At 40.2% G+C, this 22042-nt stretch carries 24 protein-coding genes and 1 pseudogene; 7 read left to right on the top strand and 18 right to left on the bottom strand.

The features are described from left to right. The first annotated feature begins 142 nt into the window (after window positions 1–142). Window positions 143–433 (top strand): bactofilin family protein, encoded by a 291-nt coding sequence (locus CEY16_RS12890; RefSeq protein WP_101332459.1) that lies wholly within the window; start codon window positions 143–145, stop codon window positions 431–433. A 48-nt stretch (window positions 434–481) separates the two neighbouring features. Here the strand turns inward: CEY16_RS12890 and CEY16_RS12885 are convergent, their stop codons facing one another. The 12 genes and pseudogenes from CEY16_RS12885 to CEY16_RS12835 all read right to left on the bottom strand — a co-directional run bounded on the left by CEY16_RS12885 (window position 482) and on the right by CEY16_RS12835 (window position 7518). After that, window positions 482–667 carry a PspC domain-containing protein gene (locus tag CEY16_RS12885; RefSeq protein ID WP_101332458.1) on the bottom strand — a complete coding sequence of 62 codons (186 nt, stop codon included), beginning with the start codon at window positions 665–667 and terminating at the stop codon, window positions 482–484. A 47-nt stretch (window positions 668–714) separates the two neighbouring features. Beyond that, on the bottom strand, window positions 715–1434 hold the full coding sequence (locus CEY16_RS12880) for a nucleotidyltransferase domain-containing protein (protein WP_101332457.1): 720 nt from the start codon (window positions 1432–1434) through the stop codon (window positions 715–717). A gap of 49 nt (window positions 1435–1483) precedes the next feature. Then, a complete protein-coding gene (locus tag CEY16_RS12875; protein WP_101332456.1) occupies window positions 1484–1885 on the bottom strand; it encodes a hypothetical protein in 402 nt (133 codons plus the stop codon). After that, entirely contained in the window at window positions 1872–2075 is a 204-nt protein-coding gene (locus CEY16_RS12870) for a hypothetical protein (protein ID WP_101332455.1), read from the bottom strand. Before CEY16_RS12870 ends, CEY16_RS12875 begins: the two co-directional genes overlap by 14 nt. A 47-nt stretch (window positions 2076–2122) precedes the next feature. Beyond that, complete coding sequence (locus tag CEY16_RS12865; RefSeq protein WP_202908638.1) at window positions 2123–2740, bottom strand: class I SAM-dependent methyltransferase; 618 nt, start codon at window positions 2738–2740, stop codon at window positions 2123–2125. A gap of 21 nt (window positions 2741–2761) precedes the next feature. Next, on the bottom strand, window positions 2762–3541 hold the full coding sequence (locus CEY16_RS12860) for a hypothetical protein (protein WP_101332453.1): 780 nt from the start codon (window positions 3539–3541) through the stop codon (window positions 2762–2764). A 24-nt stretch (window positions 3542–3565) separates the two neighbouring features. Further along, on the bottom strand, window positions 3566–4297 hold the full coding sequence (locus tag CEY16_RS12855) for a hypothetical protein (RefSeq protein WP_101332452.1): 732 nt from the start codon (window positions 4295–4297) through the stop codon (window positions 3566–3568). Window positions 4298–4489: 192 nt separating this feature from the next. Further along, entirely contained in the window at window positions 4490–4987 is a 498-nt protein-coding gene (locus CEY16_RS12850) for a hypothetical protein (RefSeq protein ID WP_101332451.1), read from the bottom strand. 24 nt (window positions 4988–5011) lie between these two features. Continuing rightward, entirely contained in the window at window positions 5012–5479 is a 468-nt protein-coding gene (locus tag CEY16_RS15460) for a hypothetical protein (RefSeq protein ID WP_238378853.1), read from the bottom strand. Between the two features lie 39 nt (window positions 5480–5518). Further along, window positions 5519–5779: pseudogene (locus CEY16_RS15615) on the bottom strand (TIGR04104 family putative zinc finger protein); the annotation flags it as partial. A gap of 26 nt (window positions 5780–5805) precedes the next feature. Further along, entirely contained in the window at window positions 5806–6612 is an 807-nt protein-coding gene (locus CEY16_RS12840) for a TIGR04104 family putative zinc finger protein (protein WP_101332449.1), read from the bottom strand. A gap of 33 nt (window positions 6613–6645) precedes the next feature. Further along, the gene (locus CEY16_RS12835) at window positions 6646–7518 is read right to left on the bottom strand and encodes a helix-turn-helix domain-containing protein (protein WP_101332448.1); all 873 of its coding nucleotides are present in this window, start codon (window positions 7516–7518) and stop codon (window positions 6646–6648) included. A gap of 100 nt (window positions 7519–7618) precedes the next feature. On the opposite strand from CEY16_RS12835, the gene CEY16_RS12830 reads away from it, so the two are divergent. From CEY16_RS12830 to CEY16_RS12820, 3 genes are read left to right on the top strand one after another with little or no spacing between them, the layout of a single operon-like run. Then, a complete protein-coding gene (locus tag CEY16_RS12830; protein WP_101332447.1) occupies window positions 7619–8983 on the top strand; it encodes an amidohydrolase family protein in 1365 nt (454 codons plus the stop codon). Window positions 8984–8991: 8 nt separating this feature from the next. After that, complete coding sequence (locus tag CEY16_RS12825) at window positions 8992–9669, top strand: Dph6-related ATP pyrophosphatase (protein WP_101332446.1); 678 nt, start codon at window positions 8992–8994, stop codon at window positions 9667–9669. 22 nt (window positions 9670–9691) lie between these two features. After that, entirely contained in the window at window positions 9692–10465 is a 774-nt protein-coding gene (locus tag CEY16_RS12820; protein WP_101332445.1) for a carbon-nitrogen family hydrolase, read from the top strand. A 12-nt stretch (window positions 10466–10477) separates the two neighbouring features. Here the strand turns inward: CEY16_RS12820 and CEY16_RS15345 are convergent, their stop codons facing one another. The 6 genes from CEY16_RS15345 to pcrB all read right to left on the bottom strand — a co-directional run bounded on the left by CEY16_RS15345 (window position 10478) and on the right by pcrB (window position 18885). Continuing rightward, on the bottom strand, window positions 10478–10654 hold the full coding sequence (locus CEY16_RS15345) for a hypothetical protein (RefSeq protein WP_202908637.1): 177 nt from the start codon (window positions 10652–10654) through the stop codon (window positions 10478–10480). A gap of 396 nt (window positions 10655–11050) precedes the next feature. Beyond that, complete coding sequence (gene pruA, locus CEY16_RS12810) at window positions 11051–12598, bottom strand: L-glutamate gamma-semialdehyde dehydrogenase (RefSeq protein WP_101332443.1); 1548 nt, start codon at window positions 12596–12598, stop codon at window positions 11051–11053. A 99-nt stretch (window positions 12599–12697) separates the two neighbouring features. Beyond that, the gene (locus tag CEY16_RS12805) at window positions 12698–13864 is read right to left on the bottom strand and encodes a CamS family sex pheromone protein (protein ID WP_101332442.1); all 1167 of its coding nucleotides are present in this window, start codon (window positions 13862–13864) and stop codon (window positions 12698–12700) included. 12 nt (window positions 13865–13876) lie between these two features. Continuing rightward, on the bottom strand, window positions 13877–15877 hold the full coding sequence (ligA, locus tag CEY16_RS12800; protein ID WP_101332441.1) for an NAD-dependent DNA ligase LigA: 2001 nt from the start codon (window positions 15875–15877) through the stop codon (window positions 13877–13879). An 11-nt stretch (window positions 15878–15888) separates the two neighbouring features. Further along, a complete protein-coding gene (gene pcrA / locus CEY16_RS12795; protein ID WP_101332440.1) occupies window positions 15889–18162 on the bottom strand; it encodes a DNA helicase PcrA in 2274 nt (757 codons plus the stop codon). Further along, on the bottom strand, window positions 18163–18885 hold the full coding sequence (gene pcrB, locus CEY16_RS12790) for a heptaprenylglyceryl phosphate synthase (RefSeq protein WP_101332731.1): 723 nt from the start codon (window positions 18883–18885) through the stop codon (window positions 18163–18165). 626 nt (window positions 18886–19511) lie between these two features. Here pcrB and CEY16_RS12785 point away from each other — a divergent pair. From CEY16_RS12785 to crcB, 3 genes are all read left to right on the top strand, one after another. Next, a complete protein-coding gene (locus CEY16_RS12785; protein WP_101332439.1) occupies window positions 19512–20894 on the top strand; it encodes a glycine--tRNA ligase in 1383 nt (460 codons plus the stop codon). Window positions 20895–20966: 72 nt separating this feature from the next. Next, window positions 20967–21353 (top strand): fluoride efflux transporter FluC, encoded by a 387-nt coding sequence (locus tag CEY16_RS12780; protein ID WP_101332438.1) that lies wholly within the window; start codon window positions 20967–20969, stop codon window positions 21351–21353. Beyond that, on the top strand, window positions 21353–21745 hold the full coding sequence (crcB, locus tag CEY16_RS12775; RefSeq protein WP_101332437.1) for a fluoride efflux transporter CrcB: 393 nt from the start codon (window positions 21353–21355) through the stop codon (window positions 21743–21745). The genes CEY16_RS12780 and crcB overlap by 1 nt, the downstream gene beginning before the upstream one ends. Window positions 21746–22042 lie beyond the last annotated feature (297 nt).

Below are 22042 nucleotides of genomic sequence, written 5' to 3'. Positions count from 1 at the left end.
CATTTTTGGAGTACAAATTGTAATTGTACCCTTAATTGAACTACTTTTTTATAGGAAAATGTAAATCTACTTTTTATGGTAAAATAAGTTAAAAATCATGGCAATTTGAAATCTTTTTTTTTACTAATTGGAGAGTGATTGAATGGACAAGCTTGAAGGAAAGTACGATCGAGATTTAACCATCAATGAAGACCTGGAGATACTGGGTCAAGTCAATGGTGATGTGTTAGTTGCAAAAGGAAACCTTAATTTACATGGGACGATAAATGGGAACTTATCTATCATTGAAAGATCAATCGTAATTATCTACGGTACTGTAAATGGAACGGTCACCAATAATGGCGGTGAATTAGAAATCTATGGGGCTATTGAGAAATTAGAAGACCTTAATGGAACTACATACATTCATGAGGAGGCTGTAATTAATAAATAATTGAGCTCGGGGGATGATTATGGGTTTCCCCCTTACAAGTCAAAATCATTATAATGATGGAGGGATTTCTGGTAGGAAGTAGACCAGAATAATATAAATAGGCAGACTACCTGGTAAGAAAACGAAGATAAGTCTCACTGCTATAGAGGAAACTCCAAAGAACTCAGCTATCCCTCCACAAACCCCTGTTATAGCTTTATCAGTTGATGATTTTCTTAATTTATTATTATTCAAAGCATCACCCCTCAGTAAGTATAGTAACCAGCCAAATATAGAGCCCTCTAATTCTTACCTAAAGAAAAACCTTCAAATAACCGTCCTCCGTAAGACTCAAGAATATCATCAACGAGCTTTACGATACCGTCTTTCTCACAATATTTATAAAACATATCAAGAGCTTCAACAAACCGATCAGCAAATTCTTCATCATAATCCTTCAATGAACGTACCACCCACTTCGAAGCACCCATCCACCTTCTATTTGTTCTTAATACGAATTCGCTGACAAGTTCGGCAAGAGTATTAGCAATAAAAATCTCTTCCGCTCTATTAGTACAACCGATAAAATCATCAAGTGCATCTGTAATGAAGTATCTCTTTATATCAATAGTTTCAGTTGGCCATTCTTCCGGACCTTCTGACAATAAATGGTTCGCTTCCTCTTTGATAGAGTCAATTATCCCGTTATCTTTCAGAACAATACCTTCCGCAACCATTCGTGGCAGTGAAGGTCTAGCCCTTTCATAATCACTTTGAAAAAATTCTCTATAAGAAGTTAAGCTATGGACAAATACTTCTACCTTCCAATCTAGCTCAATGAATGATTCTCTATAAGAAGAAGTGAGTGCCTTATCAAATATTACAATATCAAGGTCAGAAGTTTCTGTCGCTTCAGCTCGAACCACACTTCCTGCTAATAAAGCAGCTTCACTGGCTGGATAACGATTATTGATAATCTTGTGTGCAGCATCTAAGGGTGCTAATCTATTTATCTTCTCCATTGCTACCCCCCTTTTTCAACATATAAATATAAAATCAAAATACAAAAAGTTAATTATTGGTCAAACCTCTTATTAAAAGTACACCCGAGAGAATGGTTATTGCCAGATTTACTTCTGGTAGGGAAAGTGCCTCTATATAAAACGGATTACCAACTCCAAACCATGAAAACCATTTTATGATAGGGATAAATCCTAAGGTTGTAAGTAATAACGCCGGTATAAGCAACCAGTTTATATGAAATGATCCAAGAATTAAATTCTTTAGACCTTTCCATTCGATTAGTATTCCAAATAAAAAACCCCACAAACTCATTCTAAAAAGCACAAAATAAGGACTTTCATACTCACTGAGGGTAAATCTTACTATCCTGAATGTGTCATTCATTAAGTAAAGTAAAACAATCATTCCACTAACTATGAAAATGGAGAAAAGGATATTATTTCTGCTCATGGTTTCCCCCCTGAGTTAAATTGTTCACCTTCCAAATCAACAGTATTATAAGTCCTATTATAGCTCCGTAATAAACTGCGTGAAGTGCTAGTTCATCACCAGTTTGGATGAAACTTCCCAGTATAATTCCGGTAATGAAACCGAATAACCCTCCACCGACAATAGATACTATAATTTCTAGTATAATCATTTTATCCCTCACTTTAGATTGATTTTAGATAAACAAAAGATACTATACTATTTCTTTTCTATCTCAAATATCCCACCACAATGAGAGAATTTATGGAACTTACCTCTTACTCCAACTTTAAATTCATCGGCCACGAAATAGTATTCGTCATCGTCCCATTGGTGAATGTTTTCTTGTCTACATTCTTCTAATTGTTCACGCGTACCAAAAGCGATATCACCAATCAAAATTTTCCCGTCTTCTTTTAACAAAGGTCTTACCTTTTTGATAAACGATACTTTTTCTTTGTCATCTAGATGATGCAGTGTATAAGTACTAGCAATGAAATCGAACTTCTTTTGTGAAATCTCCGGTGGCGCGCCTTCAGCAATATCCCATTGATAAAGGTTGGCTTTCGGCATCTTTTCTTGAGAGATTCGGAGCATTTTTTTCGAAAAATCGATGCCATCAATCGAGTGTCCATTCTCGTATAACCTACTCGCTAAAACCCCGGTGCCCAAGCCGATATCAAGGACAGACGCGTTCTCTTTCTGCATCACTTCGTTATAAATTCTATTTAGAATTTCTTTGTATCCCGCAAATGGATATTCGTTGTTTTGTTCACTGACCTGGACAGTTTTGTCGTAATTATCCGCCCATAAATCGAAACCTTGTTGATTTAGCATCAAATACCTCCATAAATAACTTTAAAACAAAATATCGTGCAAAATTTCATTCGCTTCAGATGGGGAGTTCGCTGGTGCACCATACCGAATATCCCGGTCCTCATCTATTGGAATAAAAATGAATTTAGTGTTCCAAAAATTCTTGTATACGATTGCTATAGCTTCCTTTTTGGCTGTTCCGTTTTCCTCAAAAGTATAGATAAGTTCTTTTGTACCTTCATTATTTTGAATGATCTTTGCTTCCGCTTCGTATGGATCAAAATCGTAGTCATAATCTTCTATGATAAGCTTCCCTTCATACCTTTCATTTAAAGTTAAAGGATTGGTAGTTATTTTACCGTCGAATTCAATTGAGACGTTCGTGTCTCCCATTTGGTGTACAGCAGGTCCAAACGCAGAACCCTCCATGGTTTCGTCTATCGTTTTGGGGTAAAAAAACCAAGCCAAACCTAAAAACACTGCAGCAGAAATGAAGTAACTTATTCGTCTTCTATTACGACTTGGTGTAGATGAAGCCAAGGTTTTACGGTATTTAGAGAAGATCGGAAAAATCATATGATAAAATCCAGTTAGAACTGCAAGTAATATTACAGCTAATCCCAGATAAACCATATTAATATTAAGAAGAATAGTTAAAGTAACTGTGAGAGCAACTCCTATAGTCCCCTCTATTACACTGTACTTCCCTATCATTTCATATCTTGTTCCGCACTCTTCACAAACTAGTAGATTGTTATTCTTACCTCTGCGGAAGTATTGTTTAATAGATATTCGATTATTACATTCTTCACATATCTTCATAGCCTTCTCCCCAAAGAATCAACTCTAACCTTCTCTAGTAGCGTTATAATAAACATCCAACTTTTTAAGATTAAAGCTAATTCGATCATAATTATTATTAGCATAGACACTGCCGAAATAATCTTCTACTATTTCTGCATTTTCCTCATACTCGTAATAAAATTCTGGTCTCTCTTCAAAACCAAATTCAATAACAGCAGTGGCTTTTTCCACCTCGAACTCATAAGGGAATCCTTCGATAACGATTTTCCCTTCATATGTACGGTTAAATGTTAACCAGTTCGTCGTCACACGACCATCAAACATAATCTCGACGTTATCTGCTTGCACCTGATCAATATCACTTCCATCAACTGAAGCTTCATAGGTTTCTTTAAGTTCAACAGGAGCTAAAAAGTTCCAACCAACGTACAATGCACCTAATAATGAAAGCGATGCAGATATCTTCACCCACTTATTAGCATTACTCGGTTTATCGGAGCCATCAAAACCCGCGAATATCGGAAAAATCGTGTTAAATAAAAACAATGCAAGAAGCATTCCATAAATGGCTATTCCAGGGTAAGGTATGTTGTTCATAAGTGTCATGAAAATAATAACCATTCCTATATTCACCGAAATACCTAAGAATTTTGATTCAAATGTTAATTCGTGCTTTTCCCCACAGGACCTGCAGGTTACGGCAATTTGATAACCACCGTACCTCAGCATTTGAAAAAACGGCAAACGTTGACCGCAACTAATACATCTTGTCATTGTGTTCTTCCTAACTGTTTAAATTGGTTTAATCAATATTTCAAAAAAAAAATTGGAACGCATCGGTCCCTTACTCAGCCGATGCCCCATATAATAGATTTTTCAGATTCATCTTCATTCTTTATAACCTTCTTATTCTGTTGTACGCTCGAACATACCCCATTGGTTTCACTTAATTGAAAAATTCTAATTTCACTCCCACACTTTATTTACTAGTTTCTCGGTAACCTTTTTTGCTTCTTCACGATTACCTGCAGGAGCTGCGATACTCTCCCCTGAATTATAATTCCAATTCCCCATCAAGATTGTAAATATATCAAAGTCTCCTTCCATAATAATCCTTCCTATAGAATGAGTCTTTGGTTTGTTATTTTCATAAAAGCCATATGTAAGGATGCCTGTTCCATCTTCAGAAAATGATATAGTCATTTTCTGATCCTTTTTTCCACCAGGTATCTTAATCCCTTCAATTCCAATGAATCCATTGAAAGTAGGTCCATCAAATAGTTTTTTCCTTAACGTCCCTTCTATTAGAACTTCGATTTCCTTATCAACTTCAGGCTGATTAGAACCGGCCGTATATTCGAAAGCAGTTACCTGTTTTGAAACATCTTTTGGATAGAGGTACCATGCGAGTGCTGTGAAGACGATAACACCTAACACTCCTAGAATGATGAACAATTTCTTCATAACTTTCCCCTTCTTTTTATACAGTTACCGATCAAACAAAATGTCATCCATAATATTCCTTACTTCAGCAGAGTTGGTCGCAGGTGCACCGTAGTAAAGGTCTTCTTCTTTATGAAACAATACAAAGCCATCATCATTAAATTCAGAAAGAGCAAAGCCAAAGTTATATACTTTCTCCGCACCATTTTCCTCATATATATAGTAAAAATCATTTTCCTTATGAGCATGATATTCAACTACAGCATGGTGACCGTTGGTGGAAGTAGGTAAGTCGAAACCTTCAATTTCCAACTTTCCTTCAAAAGTTTTCTTGAACGTCAGTAAGTTAGTTGATACTGTACCGTCGACTATTATCTCAAAAGTTTCATTACTATAAAGGTCGTCTCCCCAAACAGCTCCATCATAATTAGCTGTAATATCTTTAGGGTAGACCAACCACACGCAATAACCGAGGGATACTGTCAGAGAAATAACCCCAATGATTTTTTGCATTCTACTATTCCCTTGCTCTTCAGCCACTTCATAATTTACGAAAAAAGGAGAAAAAATCCCGAATATAAACCCTAGAATTATTAAACCCCATATAACAACACCAAAGTTCATATATACCATTACTGAAAAGAACAATAGTATAATTGAAAAGACAAAGAATAATAAAATCAATACCCATCTTGACTTCCCTGACTCTTGAAGCAAAGTATCACAATTCTTACAACGCTTATTACCTCTCCAACTCTGCAAAAATAGTTCATGCCATTTGAATTTCTTTTCGCATTTTGGGCAGCTTTGCATGACATCACCTTTTACATCTCAATTTTTCAATAAAATTCTATCACTTCAATAGTAGACTTAAATGGTATCCAATAAAATAATCTATTATCAAAAGAATGATTTGCAGGAGCCCTATAGACGGTCTTTGTGTCTGCATGGAATAAAGTCAGATCTTTTAAGCCAAATCCAAGACCAAAATCAGCATGAGCTGTGCCAAATTCATATTCTTTTTCTTCACCTTTTTCCTGATATTTATAATAAAAATCCCCAACTTTGTTTGAGTCGAATTCTATGACTGCAGTTGAATTTTTAGTAGATATAGGCAAGTTAATTCCTTCGATTTCTAAATCTCCTTCAAACCTTTGGTTAAATGTAAAAATATTAAATGTTATTGTACCATCGATCTCGACATGAAAATTTTCATTAGTTTCGACACCCTCTCCCTCGATAGGCCCATCGTAAGTACCAGAAACATGTTTCGGAATAATACTCCATATGATAAATCCCAAAGCAGCTATTGCTACTATTGAACCGAATACTTTACCAAATTTATTTTTGCTCTTTCCGTCTTCTTCGGCAAATTCATACTTTGCGAAGAAAGGTCTGACTAAAGTCATTAAAAACATCAGCAGAAAGATCATTAAACTCAGGGCCCAATTAACTTCAACGGAAATGGCTATGATTAAAAATACAGGTAGGGCAAGTAGGGATACCTCTAGTTTCTTCGTCTCTTCTGTTGTTTTATACAACATTCCGCAGTTTTTACAACGAATTTCATTTGGTTGCCCTTTGTTGCTTTCTAATACGATCTCAATCCATTTGAATTTTCTATCACAGTAATTACATCTATGCACGCAATCCCTCTTCCATCAATGCCTTAGCTTATTTCAGTCTATATTTTGAATCATCAATTCTAGATAATGTTCCATTTTCTCAGCTTCTTTGTTAAATCCGTATTTTTTTAAAAGTTCAATACCACTTGTTACCATTTCGATACCTTCTGACAAATTTCCTTTTTTTATAAGATAAATTCCTTTTAATTGTAAGATATTATTTTTCTCATAAAGATATGTTTCTTCACAGTGTGCTTCAGCTATTTTAAAGAAGTGTTGAAATGCTTGTTCGTTAAATTCACAATTAATCTTGTTCACTGGCCCTAATAGATGTATCAATGTGTTCATTATTATGCTAAGAATAAGACGCTTATCATCTGAATAGCTTTTTTCTACTGCTATCTTCGTCATGTTGATTACAGTTGCTTCTGACATAACAAGCATCGTTGAACGATATAAATTCAGCTCATAACGATTCCAGACCTCTACATCAAAAAGGTAGTTTAAAAGAATTTGGTGGCCGTCATCTTTTTCATCAATATATTCAGCTTTAATAATCCTTTCAAAAGTCTCAAGCATCACGACGTTGCAGCGATATGGAGCTAACTGACTTTTATGGTATAGAACTAGTTGCTCTTCTATTAATCGATGAAGTTGTTTGAGATCTCGTGAATGAAAGGCGTCCGAAGCCCGTTCAAAAATCGTAATGGATGAAGCATGTTCTCTATTACGATAAATATGCATGAATTCTTCAATGGTGATGAACATCTTTTCTAACAATGGCACGAGGTGTTGGATGGAAATGTCTGATTCTCCTCGCTCGAATTTTGATAAAAAAGAAACCGAAACTGCACCCTCCGCTACCTGTTTCATGGTATATCCCTTTTGTTTACGGATTTTTCGGAATGTCTCTCCGTACGTTTTCACCGTTCACATGCCCCCTTTTTGATTACCGATTCCACTATATGAGAATTATATCGTCCGCTTCTCCGTTTTTATTAATCTAGTAATTGGGAGGGTGGTATTAATGAATAATCATTATTTAATAAAAAATGCGAAGGTATTAGATTTAGAGAATGAAAATTTTGTGGAAGCCTCCATAGAAGTAGAAGGAGGTCGGATAGTAGAGCTTCACAATCCTGATTTTGAGTTTCCTCATGTTGTTGATTTTAAAGGAAAGTATGTTATTCCGGGGCTGATCGATATGCATGTTCATATTAAGGATGGGCACGCTCCTTATTTTCTGGCGGCTGGGGTGACCACTGTGAGGAATACGGGAGGGAATGTATGCGAGTTGAAAGGTTTAATTAATGCTCCAACTGAGGCTCCGACCCCAAGGGTTTATTCTGCTGATCGAATGATTGACGGGCCACCTGGATTATGGGGAGCAACAAGTCCTTGGAATATGAACACAACAGATCCTGAAATCGCTCGAAAAGAAGTGCGCCGACAAGCTGAAGCTGGTGCAAACCTGATTAAAGTATACGGACTGTTACCAAGCCATGTGATGAATCAAGTTGTTGATGAAGCTAACAAATTAGGCTTGGAAGTCAGCTGTGACTTGATTCATTCTAGTGATGTTAACGCAGTGGAGGCGGCACGAATAGGTGTTACATGGAATGAACACGCCTCGGGAGTGATTCAAGCGATGTATTCAGAATGGACGATGGGAGCGGATGATTCTGTTTGGGAGAATGTCCCGTTCGATGTACCTGATGAAGAAAAAATCAGAGAAGTATGCCAGGTGTGGTTGGATCATGGGGTGAAATTGTGCCCCACGATGGTGCTTTTTGATCAAATGGATAGGCAACGAAATGTGTGGAAAGCGGATGATTTCTTAACAAGCGAAATTGAAAAAGAAGAGCAGCTGATGGCTCAGTGGAAGGCAATTTCTCAACATGAGAAAGCCCTAAAAAGGTTAGGCATCCAAAGTAAAATGAACCGCACAATTGCACGAGTTTATAAAGAAATGGGAGGAGTGGTCGTTGCAGGAACAGATACTCCGGCCGGGATATATTCATGGCCAGGTCTTGCGCTCCACCGTGAGTTAGAGCTTTTTGTTAGAAGTGGATTCACTGAAATTGAAGCTTTGCGCGCAGCAACTTCAATTGCTTCTGAATCAATTGGCTTGAGTGATCTAGGTGATATTCGCGCTGGTAAGATAGCGGATTTGGTGATTTTAGATAAAAATCCTTTAGAAGACATTCGTCATACAAAAGAGATTCATTGGGTGATCAAAGGTGGTAAAATTCTTACCCAAAAAGAAATCTTAGAGAACCTGCCTGACCAAGGTTCTATTATGGCAAATCTCCACCGATTCATCGACGAATTCCATGACGAGGTGAGTGAAGATTGGTATGATGACATTAAACAAGAGTTGAATGAAGGGTAGGTTTTCACATGAAACGGGTGATGGTTTCGTTCAGCGGTGGTAAGGATTCGATGCTTGCTTTACACCGCCTGAGTCAGGAAGAAGAAGTCGTTATTGATAGTCTTTTGACCACTGTGAATGAAGCATACAATAGGACTTCCATCCACGGCGTTCGAGAGGAAATACTAGATTTGCAAGCTGAATCGCTAGGATTCCCCCTTAGGAAAGTCCAATTGCCTAAGCAACCTTCTAATGAATTTTATGAAAAAGAAATGGCTCAAATCATGCAAGAAGCTGAAGCAGATGGTGTGACCCATGTAATGTTCGGGGACATTTTCTTAGAAGATATACGAGAATATCGCGAAAAGAATTTGGAGAGCACCTCTTGTGAAGCTATTTTTCCTATTTGGGGCGAGTCGACTGCAGACCTGATGCACGAGTTTATCGAGCTAGGTTATGAAACGATCATTACAACGATCGACCCGAAGAGAGTGCCTCAGTATTTTTTAGGGAAAATGATGACTCACGAATTTGTTAAAGCTTTGCCTAAGGATGTGGATCCTTGTGGTGAATATGGAGAGTTCCACACGTTGGTTGTTGATGGGCCAATGTTCAGCAAACGGATCCCCGCTGCGTTGACTGATGAGATTCGTGAGGAAGAATTTTATACTTATGTGGATGTTACGATAGAAAGTAAAAAAGGCTAATTGATTTTAATGAGGTGATCAAATGAAACTTGCACTGATTCAAATGGATATAGCTTTCGGTGAACCAGAGAAAAATAAGCGGTCGATTGAACAATACTTTGCTGAACTAGATAAGTCAGCCGATACAGTCGTGTTACCTGAAATGTGGAATACTGGTTACGATTTGAAGCGACTAGATGAAGTTGCGGATGCTGATGGCAAGGACTCTCAGAATTTTTTATCTGACCTTGCGAAAAGGTATGAAGTCAATTTAGTTGGCGGTTCTGTCGCTAAGTCTAGTGAGCGAGGATTCACGAATACTATGTATGCACATGATTCTACGGGTAAAAAGCTAGGTGAATATAGTAAGGTTCACCTATTTCGCCTGATGGAAGAAGAAAAATATTTGGTTGAAGGCCAAGAACGTGGTCCTTTCACTTTAAACAACATACCAAGTGCTGGCTTGATCTGCTATGACATTCGTTTTCCAGAGTGGGTTAGAGCACATGTGATGGACGGAGCTCAAGTTTTATATGTCGTTGCCGAATGGCCAGCGCCACGCATCGATCATTGGCGAACATTGTTGATTGCTCGTGCAATCGAAAACCAATGCTATGTAGTTGCTTGTAACCGTGTAGGAAGTGATCCTAAAAATGATTTCGGTGGACATTCGATCGTAATCGACCCTTGGGGAGAGATAGTCGCAGAAGCTGACGATCGCGAACAGATTTTAAATGCTGAAATCAATCTAGAGTTAGTCGAAGAAGTGCGGAAGCGTATCCCTATTTTTGATGATCGTCGAGAGAAGTTGTACTAGAGGGGAGAGAGCTTATTGTTCTTGCTCCTTTCCCCTCTTGTTCACTTCCAAAATTTCTTTCAATGTGCTATGTATGCTATGAAGTGTCATTAGAATGAAACCAAGCAGGACGAAGGTTACTATTTCCCCAGTCACTAAGGAAATTACCCCTAATAAGAATGCATACAATCCATAAAAAAACCTGTTCATTTCGAAATCCCCCCTTTATCTAAAATTGCTTTATATAATTTTAACATAAATATCCATAAATCATTTTTTTGAAAATGGATTATTGGGTGGACTCCTACATACTATAACAATCCTAAGGATAAACTTATTCCTATGAATTCTCGCTCCTTCCCCGTGACTTTCTGGGTTTGCCCGTGAATTCTCGCTCCTTCCCCGTGACTTTCTGGTTTTACCCGTGAATTCTCGCTCCTTTCCCGTGACTTTCTGGGTTTGCCCGTGAATTCTCGCTCTTTCGATGAAATTCCGCTCCCATTTCCTGAAATTCCGCTCTCGTTCCCTGAAATTTCGCCCCATAAATTACTAAATATAAAAAAAAGAACCTCAGCCGAAGCTGAGGTTCTCTCATCATTCCATTCATTAGAATGTTTCTGAAATTGTTTTTCCTTGTAGGAAGTTGTAAAGGTAGTCTGGGCCACCTGCTTTTGAGTCTGTACCTGACATGTTGAATCCGCCGAATGGGTGGTATCCAACAATCGCTGCAGTACAGCCACGGTTGAAGTATAAGTTACCAACGTGGAAGTCTTCACGAGCGATTTCTAAGTGGTTACGGTTATTAGAGATAACTGCACCAGTTAGACCATAGTCAGTGTTGTTTGCAATGTCAATCGCTTCACTGAAGTCGTTTGCTTTAGTGAATGCAACGACTGGTCCGAAGATCTCTTCTTGCATGATTGTTGCTTTCGGGTCAACGTCAGCAAAGATTGTCGGGTTGATGAAGTAACCTTTAGAAGTGTCTCCATCACCACCTTGGACAAGTTTACCTTCTTTCTTACCTGTTTCGATGTAACCCATGATCTTGTCATAAGCACCTTGGTCAACAACAGGACCCATATAATAGTTTTTATCAGAAGTGTTACCCACTGATAGATCTTTTGTTAGTTCAACCGCACGCTCAAGAACTTCGTCGTATACGTCCTTGTGGATTACGGCACGAGAACATGCAGAACATTTTTGTCCTTGGAAACCGAATGCAGATTGTACGATCGATTGAGCCGCAAGCTCTAAGTCAGCTTCGTTATCGACAACGATGGTATCTTTACCACCCATTTCAATAACTGTGCGCTTCAACCACTTTTGACCTTCTTGTACTTTTCCTGCTTTTTCGAAAATACCAGTACCAACATCACGAGAACCTGTGAAGCTGATGAAACGTGTTTTTGGATGATTAACAACGTAATCCCCTACTTCTTTACCGCTACCAGGGATGTAGTTGATTACTCCACTTGGCATACCCGCTTCTTCAAGTACTTCCATCAATTTGTACGCAATAACTGGTGTTGCACTAGCTGGCTTCAATAGTACTGTGTTACCAGTAACCATTGGAGATACAGCTGTACCACACATGATTGCGAATAGGAAGTTCCAAGGTGAAACGACTAGGCCTGCACCTAATGGAATGTATTCGAAACGGTTATGTTCGATCGTACGGCTGTTGATTTTCACGCCTTCGTTGATTTCAAGCATTTGACGACCATAATATTCTAAGAAGTCGATTCCTTCTGCGATATCAGCGTCAGCTTCTTTCCATGGCTTTCCGCCTTCTTTGATAATCCATGCATTGAATTCATGCTTACGGCGACGGATGATCGCTGCCGCACGGAAGAGGATATCTGCGCGCATTTCTGGGCGAGACTTTCTCCACCATTCAAATGTTTCGTTAGCTACATTCAAAGCTTTTTCTGCTAATTCTGTATCAGCTTTAGATACGCTTCCAACAACCTCGTCTTTTTTAGCTGGGTTGTAAGATACGATTTTGTCGTCTGTATAAATTCTTTCGCCACCGATGATCAGTGGATAGTCTTGTCCAAGTTCTTTCTCCACCTGCTTCAGTGCGTCTTCAAGTGCTTTAGCATTTTCTTTTACCGAAAAATCTGTAAATGGTTCATGACGATATGGTTGTACCATGAATTAAAGCCTCCTCTTTACGATTTCTGCGCCTACTATAGCGCTTCCATTTTATATTCTATATGATAGATAATCGTTATTCAAACAAAATTCATATTGTTATTGGTAAATATGGACAAATGGCTCTTCATCCCCTGCATCTTTCGTGATGACACTCTCCTGCTTCGTCGGAGATTCGACAGTCACTTCAACGTCAAAATAGTTCGGGAAGTGTTCTTGAATCAATCCATATATATGTTGTGTGAAACCGACGACTTCCTGTTTTCCCTGGAATTCGATAGGGATATTGATTGAAAGCTCTTGAAGTTCATCATCAATATAAAAACCATTGCCCACTACACCGATATAGTTAGGGAAATAATCTGAGACACCGTTCGTGAAGTCCTGCATCATTTCAGCATGTTCGTAATATTCTTCCTCTGCCTGGTTGGACGGGAAAAGAACATATTGTTCGTTGACCGACTCCCATTCATTCGTTGTCATATCAAGGGGTTCGACGTATGTTTTCTGCATGAAGTTACCAGGCTTGATGGCTCCGCGCTCATTCTCTTTATAAAGAGCAATAACTACTGGCACCTCTTGTAACGCCTCTTTATTACGGACTTTCTTTAATATATCATCAGCAATCTCTTTACCATGCTCTAAAATATACTCTTCTGGGATATCACCATAATAAGTCGGTCCACCTATTTCAGTTTGGTAGGTGAACTGTGATTTGACCGCAATACCAATCGAAACTCCCGCCAGTTCCACCCGGCTCTCCTCAGCTCGAACGAGATAGTTCTGTTCAAGGATGTGAGAGAGAATACGGGGCTTCCATACACCCGCTTCTTCCCCTTCACGAAGAGCCTCCATTGTTACATCAGGGTTCGGCTCTACCAAATACTCTTGTAGTTGTTCATCACTCAATGTATTTGACTCGATCCAATTCAAGGCTTCATCTCCAGAAATATATTGACCTTCTTGGAAAAGATATTCCTCTGTATCAAAGTAATCTTTCGACTGTCGGATCAGCCCTTGCTCAAGTTCGTCGATATCATACCGATTAGCAACCTGATTAGTGATGACACCACGAGCCGCACTTGGCTGATAAGGGAGGATCGTACTATAGTTATCTTCAGATAAATTATTATTAGGAACGATGAATCGCTGTTCGTCCATCGTTTCGTCCGTCTCTTGGATAACTTCATCTTCTTGTTCATAATCTGGCGCGCACCCTGCTAGAGCAAACCCAGTCAAGATAAATATAATTGTAAACTTTCTCATTGTAGGCACTCCTTATGCATCAAATGCATCGATCATTTGCTGCTCATTCCATACTTCGACTTCTAATTCTTTCGCTTTTTCAAGCTTCGATCCTGCATCTTCACCTGCAACTAGTAAGTCTGTCTTTGCACTTACACTTCCTGTCACCTTTCCACCTGCTGCTTCAATCTTTTCCTTCGCTTCAGGTCGGGAGTACTGTTCGAGCTTCCCAGTCAATACGACCGTTTTTCCATAAAAAGGTGAATCTTCTGAAGCCTCTTGGACCTCATGTAAGTATTCCATATTCAACCCTAATGAACGTAATTCTTCAATCAGTTCGACTACTTGCTCTTTTTGAAAATATGCGTGGATAGAGTCGGCCATTTTCTCACCGATTTCATCGATCGCTACAAGTTCATCTACTGTTGCATGCTGCAATTTTTCCATCGTCTTAAAATGAGCTGATAATGTATCTGCTGCTTTATTGCCGACATAACGGACCCCGAGCCCGAACAATAATCGCTCGAGTGAATTTTCTTTCGATGCTTCAATCGCTTCAAGTAGATTGGTGACTGATTTTTCACCCATACGTTCGAGTTCTAGTAGTTCATCTTTTTCTAATTTATAAAGATCAGCCATGTCATGGATCAGTTCATGATCGAATAGCTGCTCAATCACTTTTTCACCAAGACCATCGATGTTCATGGCATTCCGCGAAACAAAATGAATCAGTCCTTCTTTCAGTTGAGCTGGACAGTTGGGGTTCATACAGCGCCAAGCGACTTCGCCATCGATTTTCTCTAAACGACTTCCACACTCAGGACAATGCTCTGGCATGCGGAATTCCTTTTCATCTCCAGTACGCTCATCTTTCACTGAACGGACAACTTCTGGGATGATATCTCCAGCTTTCTTGATCACGACCGTATCGTTAATACGGATATCTTTTTCAATGATTAGGTCTTCATTGTGTAATGACGCGCGTTGCACTGTAGTACCAGCTACTTGAACCGGATCAAGGATTGCAGTAGGTGTAATCGCACCTGTCCGGCCGACACTCAACTCGATATCACGAATCGTCGTAATCGCTTCTTCTGCAGGGAATTTGTATGCAATCGCCCAGCGTGGACTTTTCGCGGTGAAACCAAGCTGTTCCTGAAGCTCAATCGAGTCTACTTTGATGACCACTCCGTCGATTTCATACGGAAGGTCACTCCGCTTCATCGTCCATTCCTCTGTATAGTTAATCACGTCTTCAATCGAATCGAACGTTTGCGTCTCCTGATTCGTTTTGAAACCCAGTTCACGAAGGTACTGCAATCTTTCACTATGTGAGCTTGTAGATGAAGCTTCCCATTCACCCACACTGTATAAAAAGATATCCAGATTCCTGCTTGCTGCGATTTTCGGATCGAGTTGGCGCAACGAACCAGCTGCAGCATTCCTCGGGTTCGCAAAGAGTTCTTGCCCCTCTTTTTCACGACGTTCGTTCAATGCGATGAAAGATTTCTGTGGCATGAAAACTTCCCCGCGGACTTCAATCGTTTCTTCTTCTTTGATTTTAAGGGGAATGCTTTTGACAGTTCTCAAGTTTTGGGTAATGTCTTCACCCGTTTTACCATCTCCACGAGTCGCTCCGCGTACGAAACGACCATTTTCGTACCTTAGTGATACGGCCAATCCGTCAATTTTCAACTCACAAACGTACCGAAAATTTCCACCTACACGGTCACGGATCCGTCGGTCGAAATCGCGCAGATCTTGTTCACCAAATGCGTTTCCAAGACTGAGCATCGGTACGGTGTGGTCGACTTTGACGAATTTGTCTAGAGGAGCCCCTCCGACACGTTGAGTAGGGGAGTCCTCTGTGACTAATTCAGGAAATTCATCTTCTAATTTAATCAATTCCTGCATTTTTTGATCATAATATTGGTCAGATACGGTTGGCGCATCTTCCACATGGTATTCATAATTGTATTGATTCAGCTCATCGCGAAGTTCTTCAATCGCTGATGCTGCTTCCTTTTGATTCATTGTTTGCCACCTCATCCATTCGATTTATTGATCGGTGCAAATTGTGCGAGTACTCTTTTGATGCCAACAGGTGATGGGAATGCGATGTCCAGTTCCATATCATCCGCTGCACCTTCCACTTTGACGACTGTTCCTTCTCCCCACTTCTTATGGGAGACTTTATCGCCGACACTCCACTCTTGTGGAGTCGAAGGTTTCTCTTTCATCGTCTTCGCTTTTCGTTTCGGCTGAGGTTTTTCTGTAGCCCCACCTTTAGATGAAAGGTCATTCAACGCTTTCGAGAAGGAATCTGATTGCCCCCCAAAACTTCCAGAAGAACTTCCTGAAGATCCTCCACCGAAGACTTCCCCTTCACGTTCAACGAGATCCACTGGCAGTTCATCTAGGAAACGACTCTTCTGGTTGTACTGCGAGCGGCCGAAAATCGTACGTGACGATGCAAGTGTCAAAAAGAGTTGCTGCTCAGCACGCGTGATTCCCACGTAAGCTAGACGGCGCTCCTCTTCCATTTCCTCTTCATCCATCAATGATCTACTGTGTGGGAATAGATTCTCCTCCATACCGATCAAGAAGACGATAGGAAACTCAAGTCCTTTCGCCGAGTGCAACGTCATCAACGTGACTTTATCTGTATCGTTTTCATCCGTCTGATCAAGGTCAGAAATCAGAGCTAAATCAGTCAAGAACGCAAGCAATGACTTATCTTCGCTCGCTTTTTCAAATTGTTGCGTAACGGTTTTGAACTCTTCCAAGTTCTCCATTCGACTTTGCGATTCGATCGAGCGGTCCCGCATCAACTCTTCTTCATACCCAGAATGTTTCAGCACTTCCTGAACAAGCTCAGTCACTCCGAGGAATTCCTGTTGTTTCTTCCAATCTTCAATCATCCCTCTGAAAAGATTAAGCTGGTTCGATGCTTTTTTACTGATCGGCATGAAGTCCGCTTCTAGCACAGCATCATATAAAGATAAATCGTTCATTTCAGCGTGCATCTGTAATTTTTCGATCGTCGTTTTCCCGATTCCGCGTTTCGGCACATTAACAACACGTTGGAATGCGATGTCGTCATTCGGATTCACAATCAGTTGTAAGTATGCGAGTAAATCTTTGATTTCTTTTCTGTCATAGAACTTCGTGCCGCCAACCATCTGATAAGGAATGTTTGATTTTACGAGCACGTCCTCCATCGCACGCGACTGCGCATTGGTCCGGTAAAGAATTGCGAAATCCTGATAAGATAAATCTTTTTCTTTTGTCATATCCTGAATTTGGTCGACAATATAACGCGCTTCTTGACGCTCATCCATCGCTTCGAACACTTTAAGCTTCGTACCATCAGGGTTGTCCGTCCAAAGATTCTTCGGCTTGCGCGATGAATTACGTTCAATGACATCGTTGGCAGCCTGTAAAATCGTTTTAGTCGAACGGTAATTTTGTTCGAGTAAGATTACTCGTGCGTTCGGATAGTCTTCTTCAAATGAAAGGATGTTATAAATGTCTGCCCCGCGCCATTTATAGATCGACTGGTCCGAGTCACCGACAACGCATAAATTTTTGAATCGATCCGCAAGCAATTTTACTAGCTGGTACTGGGCTTTGTTCGTATCCTGATACTCATCGACATGTATGTACTGGAATCGATTCTGATAATACTTCAGCACTTCCGGCACCCGTTCGAATAAAAAGTATGTCTCCATAATCAAGCTATCGAAGTCGAGCGCTTGATTTTTACGTAGTAATTTTTCATATGTTTCGTATAGTTCCGCAATTTTTTCTTCGTAATAATTACCCGCTTGATGCTTCATCACTCCAGGAGTGATCAATTGGTTCTTCGCCTGGCCGATCGCAAAGCCGACTGCGCGAGGATCAAACTGCTTCGAGTCGAGATTGTTGATACGAAGTGCTTCTTTGATGACCTGTTTCTGGTCACTTGCATCATATATCCCGAAGTTACGATTGATGCCGATCCGGTCTCCATCACGACGTAATATACGCACACAAAGTGAGTGGAACGTTGACATGACAATACTCTTCGCGTCTTCACCGACTAATGTCTCGACACGTGACTTCATCTCTTTAGCGGCCTTGTTCGTAAAGGTAATCGCTAAAATGTTGTAAGGTTGTACCCCCTTTTCAGCTAAAAGATAGGCGATCCGGTGAGTCAATACGCGTGTTTTTCCACTACCTGCTCCCGCCATGATCAATAAAGGGCCTTCCGTATGCTGAACCGCTTTTTTTTGTGGATCATTCATTGATTGTAATATCTCTTTCATCGTCAAACTCATTTATAAACCACCTTCGTTTGAATTCGCGTCCCGACTAGCCTGGACTTTCACCGCGTGCACGGTTCTAAGTGCCTTATTTATATCTTCATAAATGACATCCCCAACGACGACGATGTCTGATCGTTCGGCCATTTCTTTTGCCTGTTCTTTCGATTCGATACCCCCGCCATAGATGAGCATCGATTGATCAAGCGTTTGATTTACCTTCTCAACCAACGCTGGATCTCCATATGTACCGCTATATTCTAAATAGACGAACGGTAAATTAAAAAGATGTTCAGCAACTTGAGCGTAAGCAATGACATCTTCCTCAGTCGTTGCTTTGGCGTCTGTCTGCTGATACGCCTTCGAATCTGGATTGAGCATGATATACCCTTCCGCCATCAACTCTTCCCATTCGATGAAATCGCCATACTCCTTCACCGCTTGATGATGTAGATCGAGCATCCATTTTTTATCGGTACTATTCAATACCATTGGAATAAAATAAAAATCAAATCCTGGAGTGATCGATTCGAGGTTCGACACTTCCATAATACAAGGAACAGTATATCTTCTGATTCTCGCAAGCAAATCTAACACATCGTCGAGAGTCACACCATCTGTCCCTCCGACAATGACAGCATCCGTACCTGATTCGCAGATTTGCTCAAGATTTTCATCTGTTATTTTTTTATTAGGGTCTAGTTTAAAAATGTGTCGCCACATTCGATAATCTTCAATCACACAAACGCCTCCAAAATCTAACTATGCGCTATTTATTATATCAGATTTAAGGTAGAACTTTCATTGGGAAGAAGGATGTTTTTTTCACAAAAGATTGAAGGGAATAATTACGGATAAACACAAAATAACTACGGATAAATTATGATCCGTCGTACGAAATCATCATTTCAGCCAAAAGTGGCGCAATTATGAAGAAAAGTGGCGTAATCTATCCTAAAATTTAGAATATAATGACTTTTTAACCCATTTTTCGTATACTTTTAGCTAAAAAGTGACGCAATTACATTCCCAACCCGCACCAAAATATTGAGAATCGAAGTTGGTTATGCTACAATTTACAAAAGCAAATACACGACGAAGGATCAATAGTAGCTGAACCCTCTGTAACAAGCGATTCAGGGATAGTGTGAGCCTGGAACAAGGAGCAGTGAAACGGCAATCTGGAGTGTGAGCGACTGAAAGAGGGTACTTTCTGACTGACAAGTACCAATCAGGGTGGAACCGCGGGAATATAACTCTCGTCCCTGGGCTATCACTGGCCCATGGGCGGGAGTTTTTTGTGTATAAAAAGCCTCTGCCCAAGCAGAGGCTACCGATTCCAATTACTAAGGAGGAAAAAATAAATGGCTAAACAAATGGAGAATATCGTTAATCACTGTAAACATCGCGGCTTCGTTTTCCAAGGGTCTGAAATTTACGGAGGACTTGCGAACACGTGGGATTATGGTCCACTCGGTGTCGAACTGAAGAAAAATTTAAAAGATGCATGGTGGAAAAAATTCGTACAAGAATCCCCATATAATGTCGGCCTGGACGCATCGATCTTGATGAATCCTAAGACATGGGAAGCATCTGGTCACTTAGGTAATTTCAACGACCCGATGATCGATTGTAAAGACTGTAAATCTCGTCACCGTGCTGACCACTTGATCGAAAACTATTACGAATCAAAAGGTGAAGAAAAGGTCGTAGATGGCCTTCCATTCGATGAGCTTGAAAAAATCGTCAAGGAAGAAAACATCACGTGTCCAACTTGTGGTTCTGACAACTTCACAGAAATCCGTCAGTTCAACTTGATGTTCAAAACTTATCAAGGGGTAACAGATGATTCATCTGACGAAATTTTCATGCGTCCGGAAACGGCTCAAGGTATTTTCGTCAACTTCAAAAATGTACAGCGTTCGATGCGTAAAAAAGTACCATTCGGTATTGCACAAATCGGTAAGAGTTTCCGTAACGAGATTACTCCAGGTAACTTCATTTTCCGTACGCGCGAATTCGAACAAATGGAGATGGAATTTTTCTGTAAACCAGGAGACGAGCTCGAATGGTTCGACTACTGGCTTGATTTCTGTCACAACTGGCTCACGAACCTCGGACTAAATCCAGAACGTATCCGCCGTCGTGTCCATGACTCCGAAGAGCTATCTCATTACAGTAACGCAACTACGGACCTTGAATATCAGTTCCCTTTCGGTTGGGGTGAACTTTGGGGCTTAGCATCCCGTACGGATTACGACTTGACTCAGCACGCAGAACATTCAGGTGAAAACCTTGAATATATCGATCCGCAAACGAACGAACGCTATCTGCCATACGTTATCGAACCAGCACTCGGGGCGGATCGTTTAGCATTATCTTTCCTAACGGATGCTTACGATGAAGAAGAACTTGAAGATGGAACAAGCCGAACAGTGATGCATTTCCACCCAGCAGTTGCACCATTCAAGGCAGCAGTACTTCCTCTTTCCAAAAAATTATCTGAGGAAGCACAAGAAATTTTCCAAGACCTTGCGAAAAACTTCATGGTCGACTACGATGATTCTGGATCCATCGGTAAACGTTACCGTCGTCATGATGAAATCGGAACACCTTTCTGTATCACGTATGACTTCGATTCTAAAGAAGACGGCCAAGTAACCGTGCGTGATCGTGACACGATGGAACAAACTCGTATGCCGATTGCTGATTTAAAAGACTTCTTACAAGAAAAAGTAAACTACTAAATTCAACCACAACTGGCCGTTGATCCGGTCAGTTGTTTTTTACATAACAGAGCATGAAAGGAGGCGTAACTATTGAAAAAATTGATTGTCCTATGGCTAGCGGTCGCAGCTGGTGGCATGATCGGAACTTATCTTCGCTATCTTGCCCACCCCCTGACGATATTAGATGTCTTCCCTTTAGGGACATTGCTTGTCAACGTGATTGGCAGCTTGATTTTAGGTGCTTTCACCGCATACTCGAATACGAAATCACCAGATGAAACATTCAAAGTATTCGTAGGTGTCGGTTTCTGCGGCGGACTCACGACCATGTCCACGTTCGCAGCAGATTCATTCACGCTTATGACACCTGATTATGCATTTCTTTTCATCGGTTACGTCGCCTTATCCTTTATCGGTGGTATCGCCTCAGCAGCAATAGGGTATCTTGCAACACTTAAAGTAATGGAGGCTAAATAATGAACTTTCTATTAATCGTACTCGGGGGCGCAGTCGGTGCAATCCTACGTTATGAATTAGGGAAAAGAATAATGGCTCGAACCAAACAGCCCGGAATCCCTAAAGCAATGCTCATTGTGAACTTGATCGGTGCAGCAGGACTTGGAATATTTCTCGGCATGTATGGCGTGATGAACTCCCCAAACGAAGGTGGAGATAACCCTTGGTATCTGCTTATAAATATAGGATTCTTCGGTGCATTCACAACCTTTTCTACTTTCAGCGTCGAAGCCTTTCAACTGCTACATAAAGGCGAGATGAAAAGGTTTTGGATCTATTCGTCACTTACATTCATCGGTTCGATCACACTATTCAGCCTAGCTTATATGTTTATATTGAGTAACTATATGTAGTAGAACGATTGAATTTTTAAAAAGTGACGCAATAAAATAAATGAACCGGACGTACTTTAGACGTCCGGTTCTCCTTATACGAGTAATTTCGAGAGCAATAGTTACGGATAAATCGAAAATAGTTACGGATAAATACCTATTATTTTCCAATTTTAGCGTAAATATCGCTATTTTCATTCTAAAACGCTTGATTAGTTACGGATAAAAATCCTTCACAAACTATTATTCCTTTCCAGCTTCCTCTAATGCCTCTCCGTTCTTTTTGAATTCCCACTCTTCAAAGATTTCATTTTTCAA

It is taken from the genome of Halalkalibacillus sediminis (assembly GCF_002844535.1).
In the GTDB taxonomy this organism is placed as follows: domain Bacteria; phylum Bacillota; class Bacilli; order Bacillales; family Alkalibacillaceae; genus Halalkalibacillus_A; species Halalkalibacillus_A sediminis.
The sequence above is the reverse complement of the archived record's forward strand: the minus strand, read 5'-3'. Positions and strand labels throughout refer to the sequence as shown.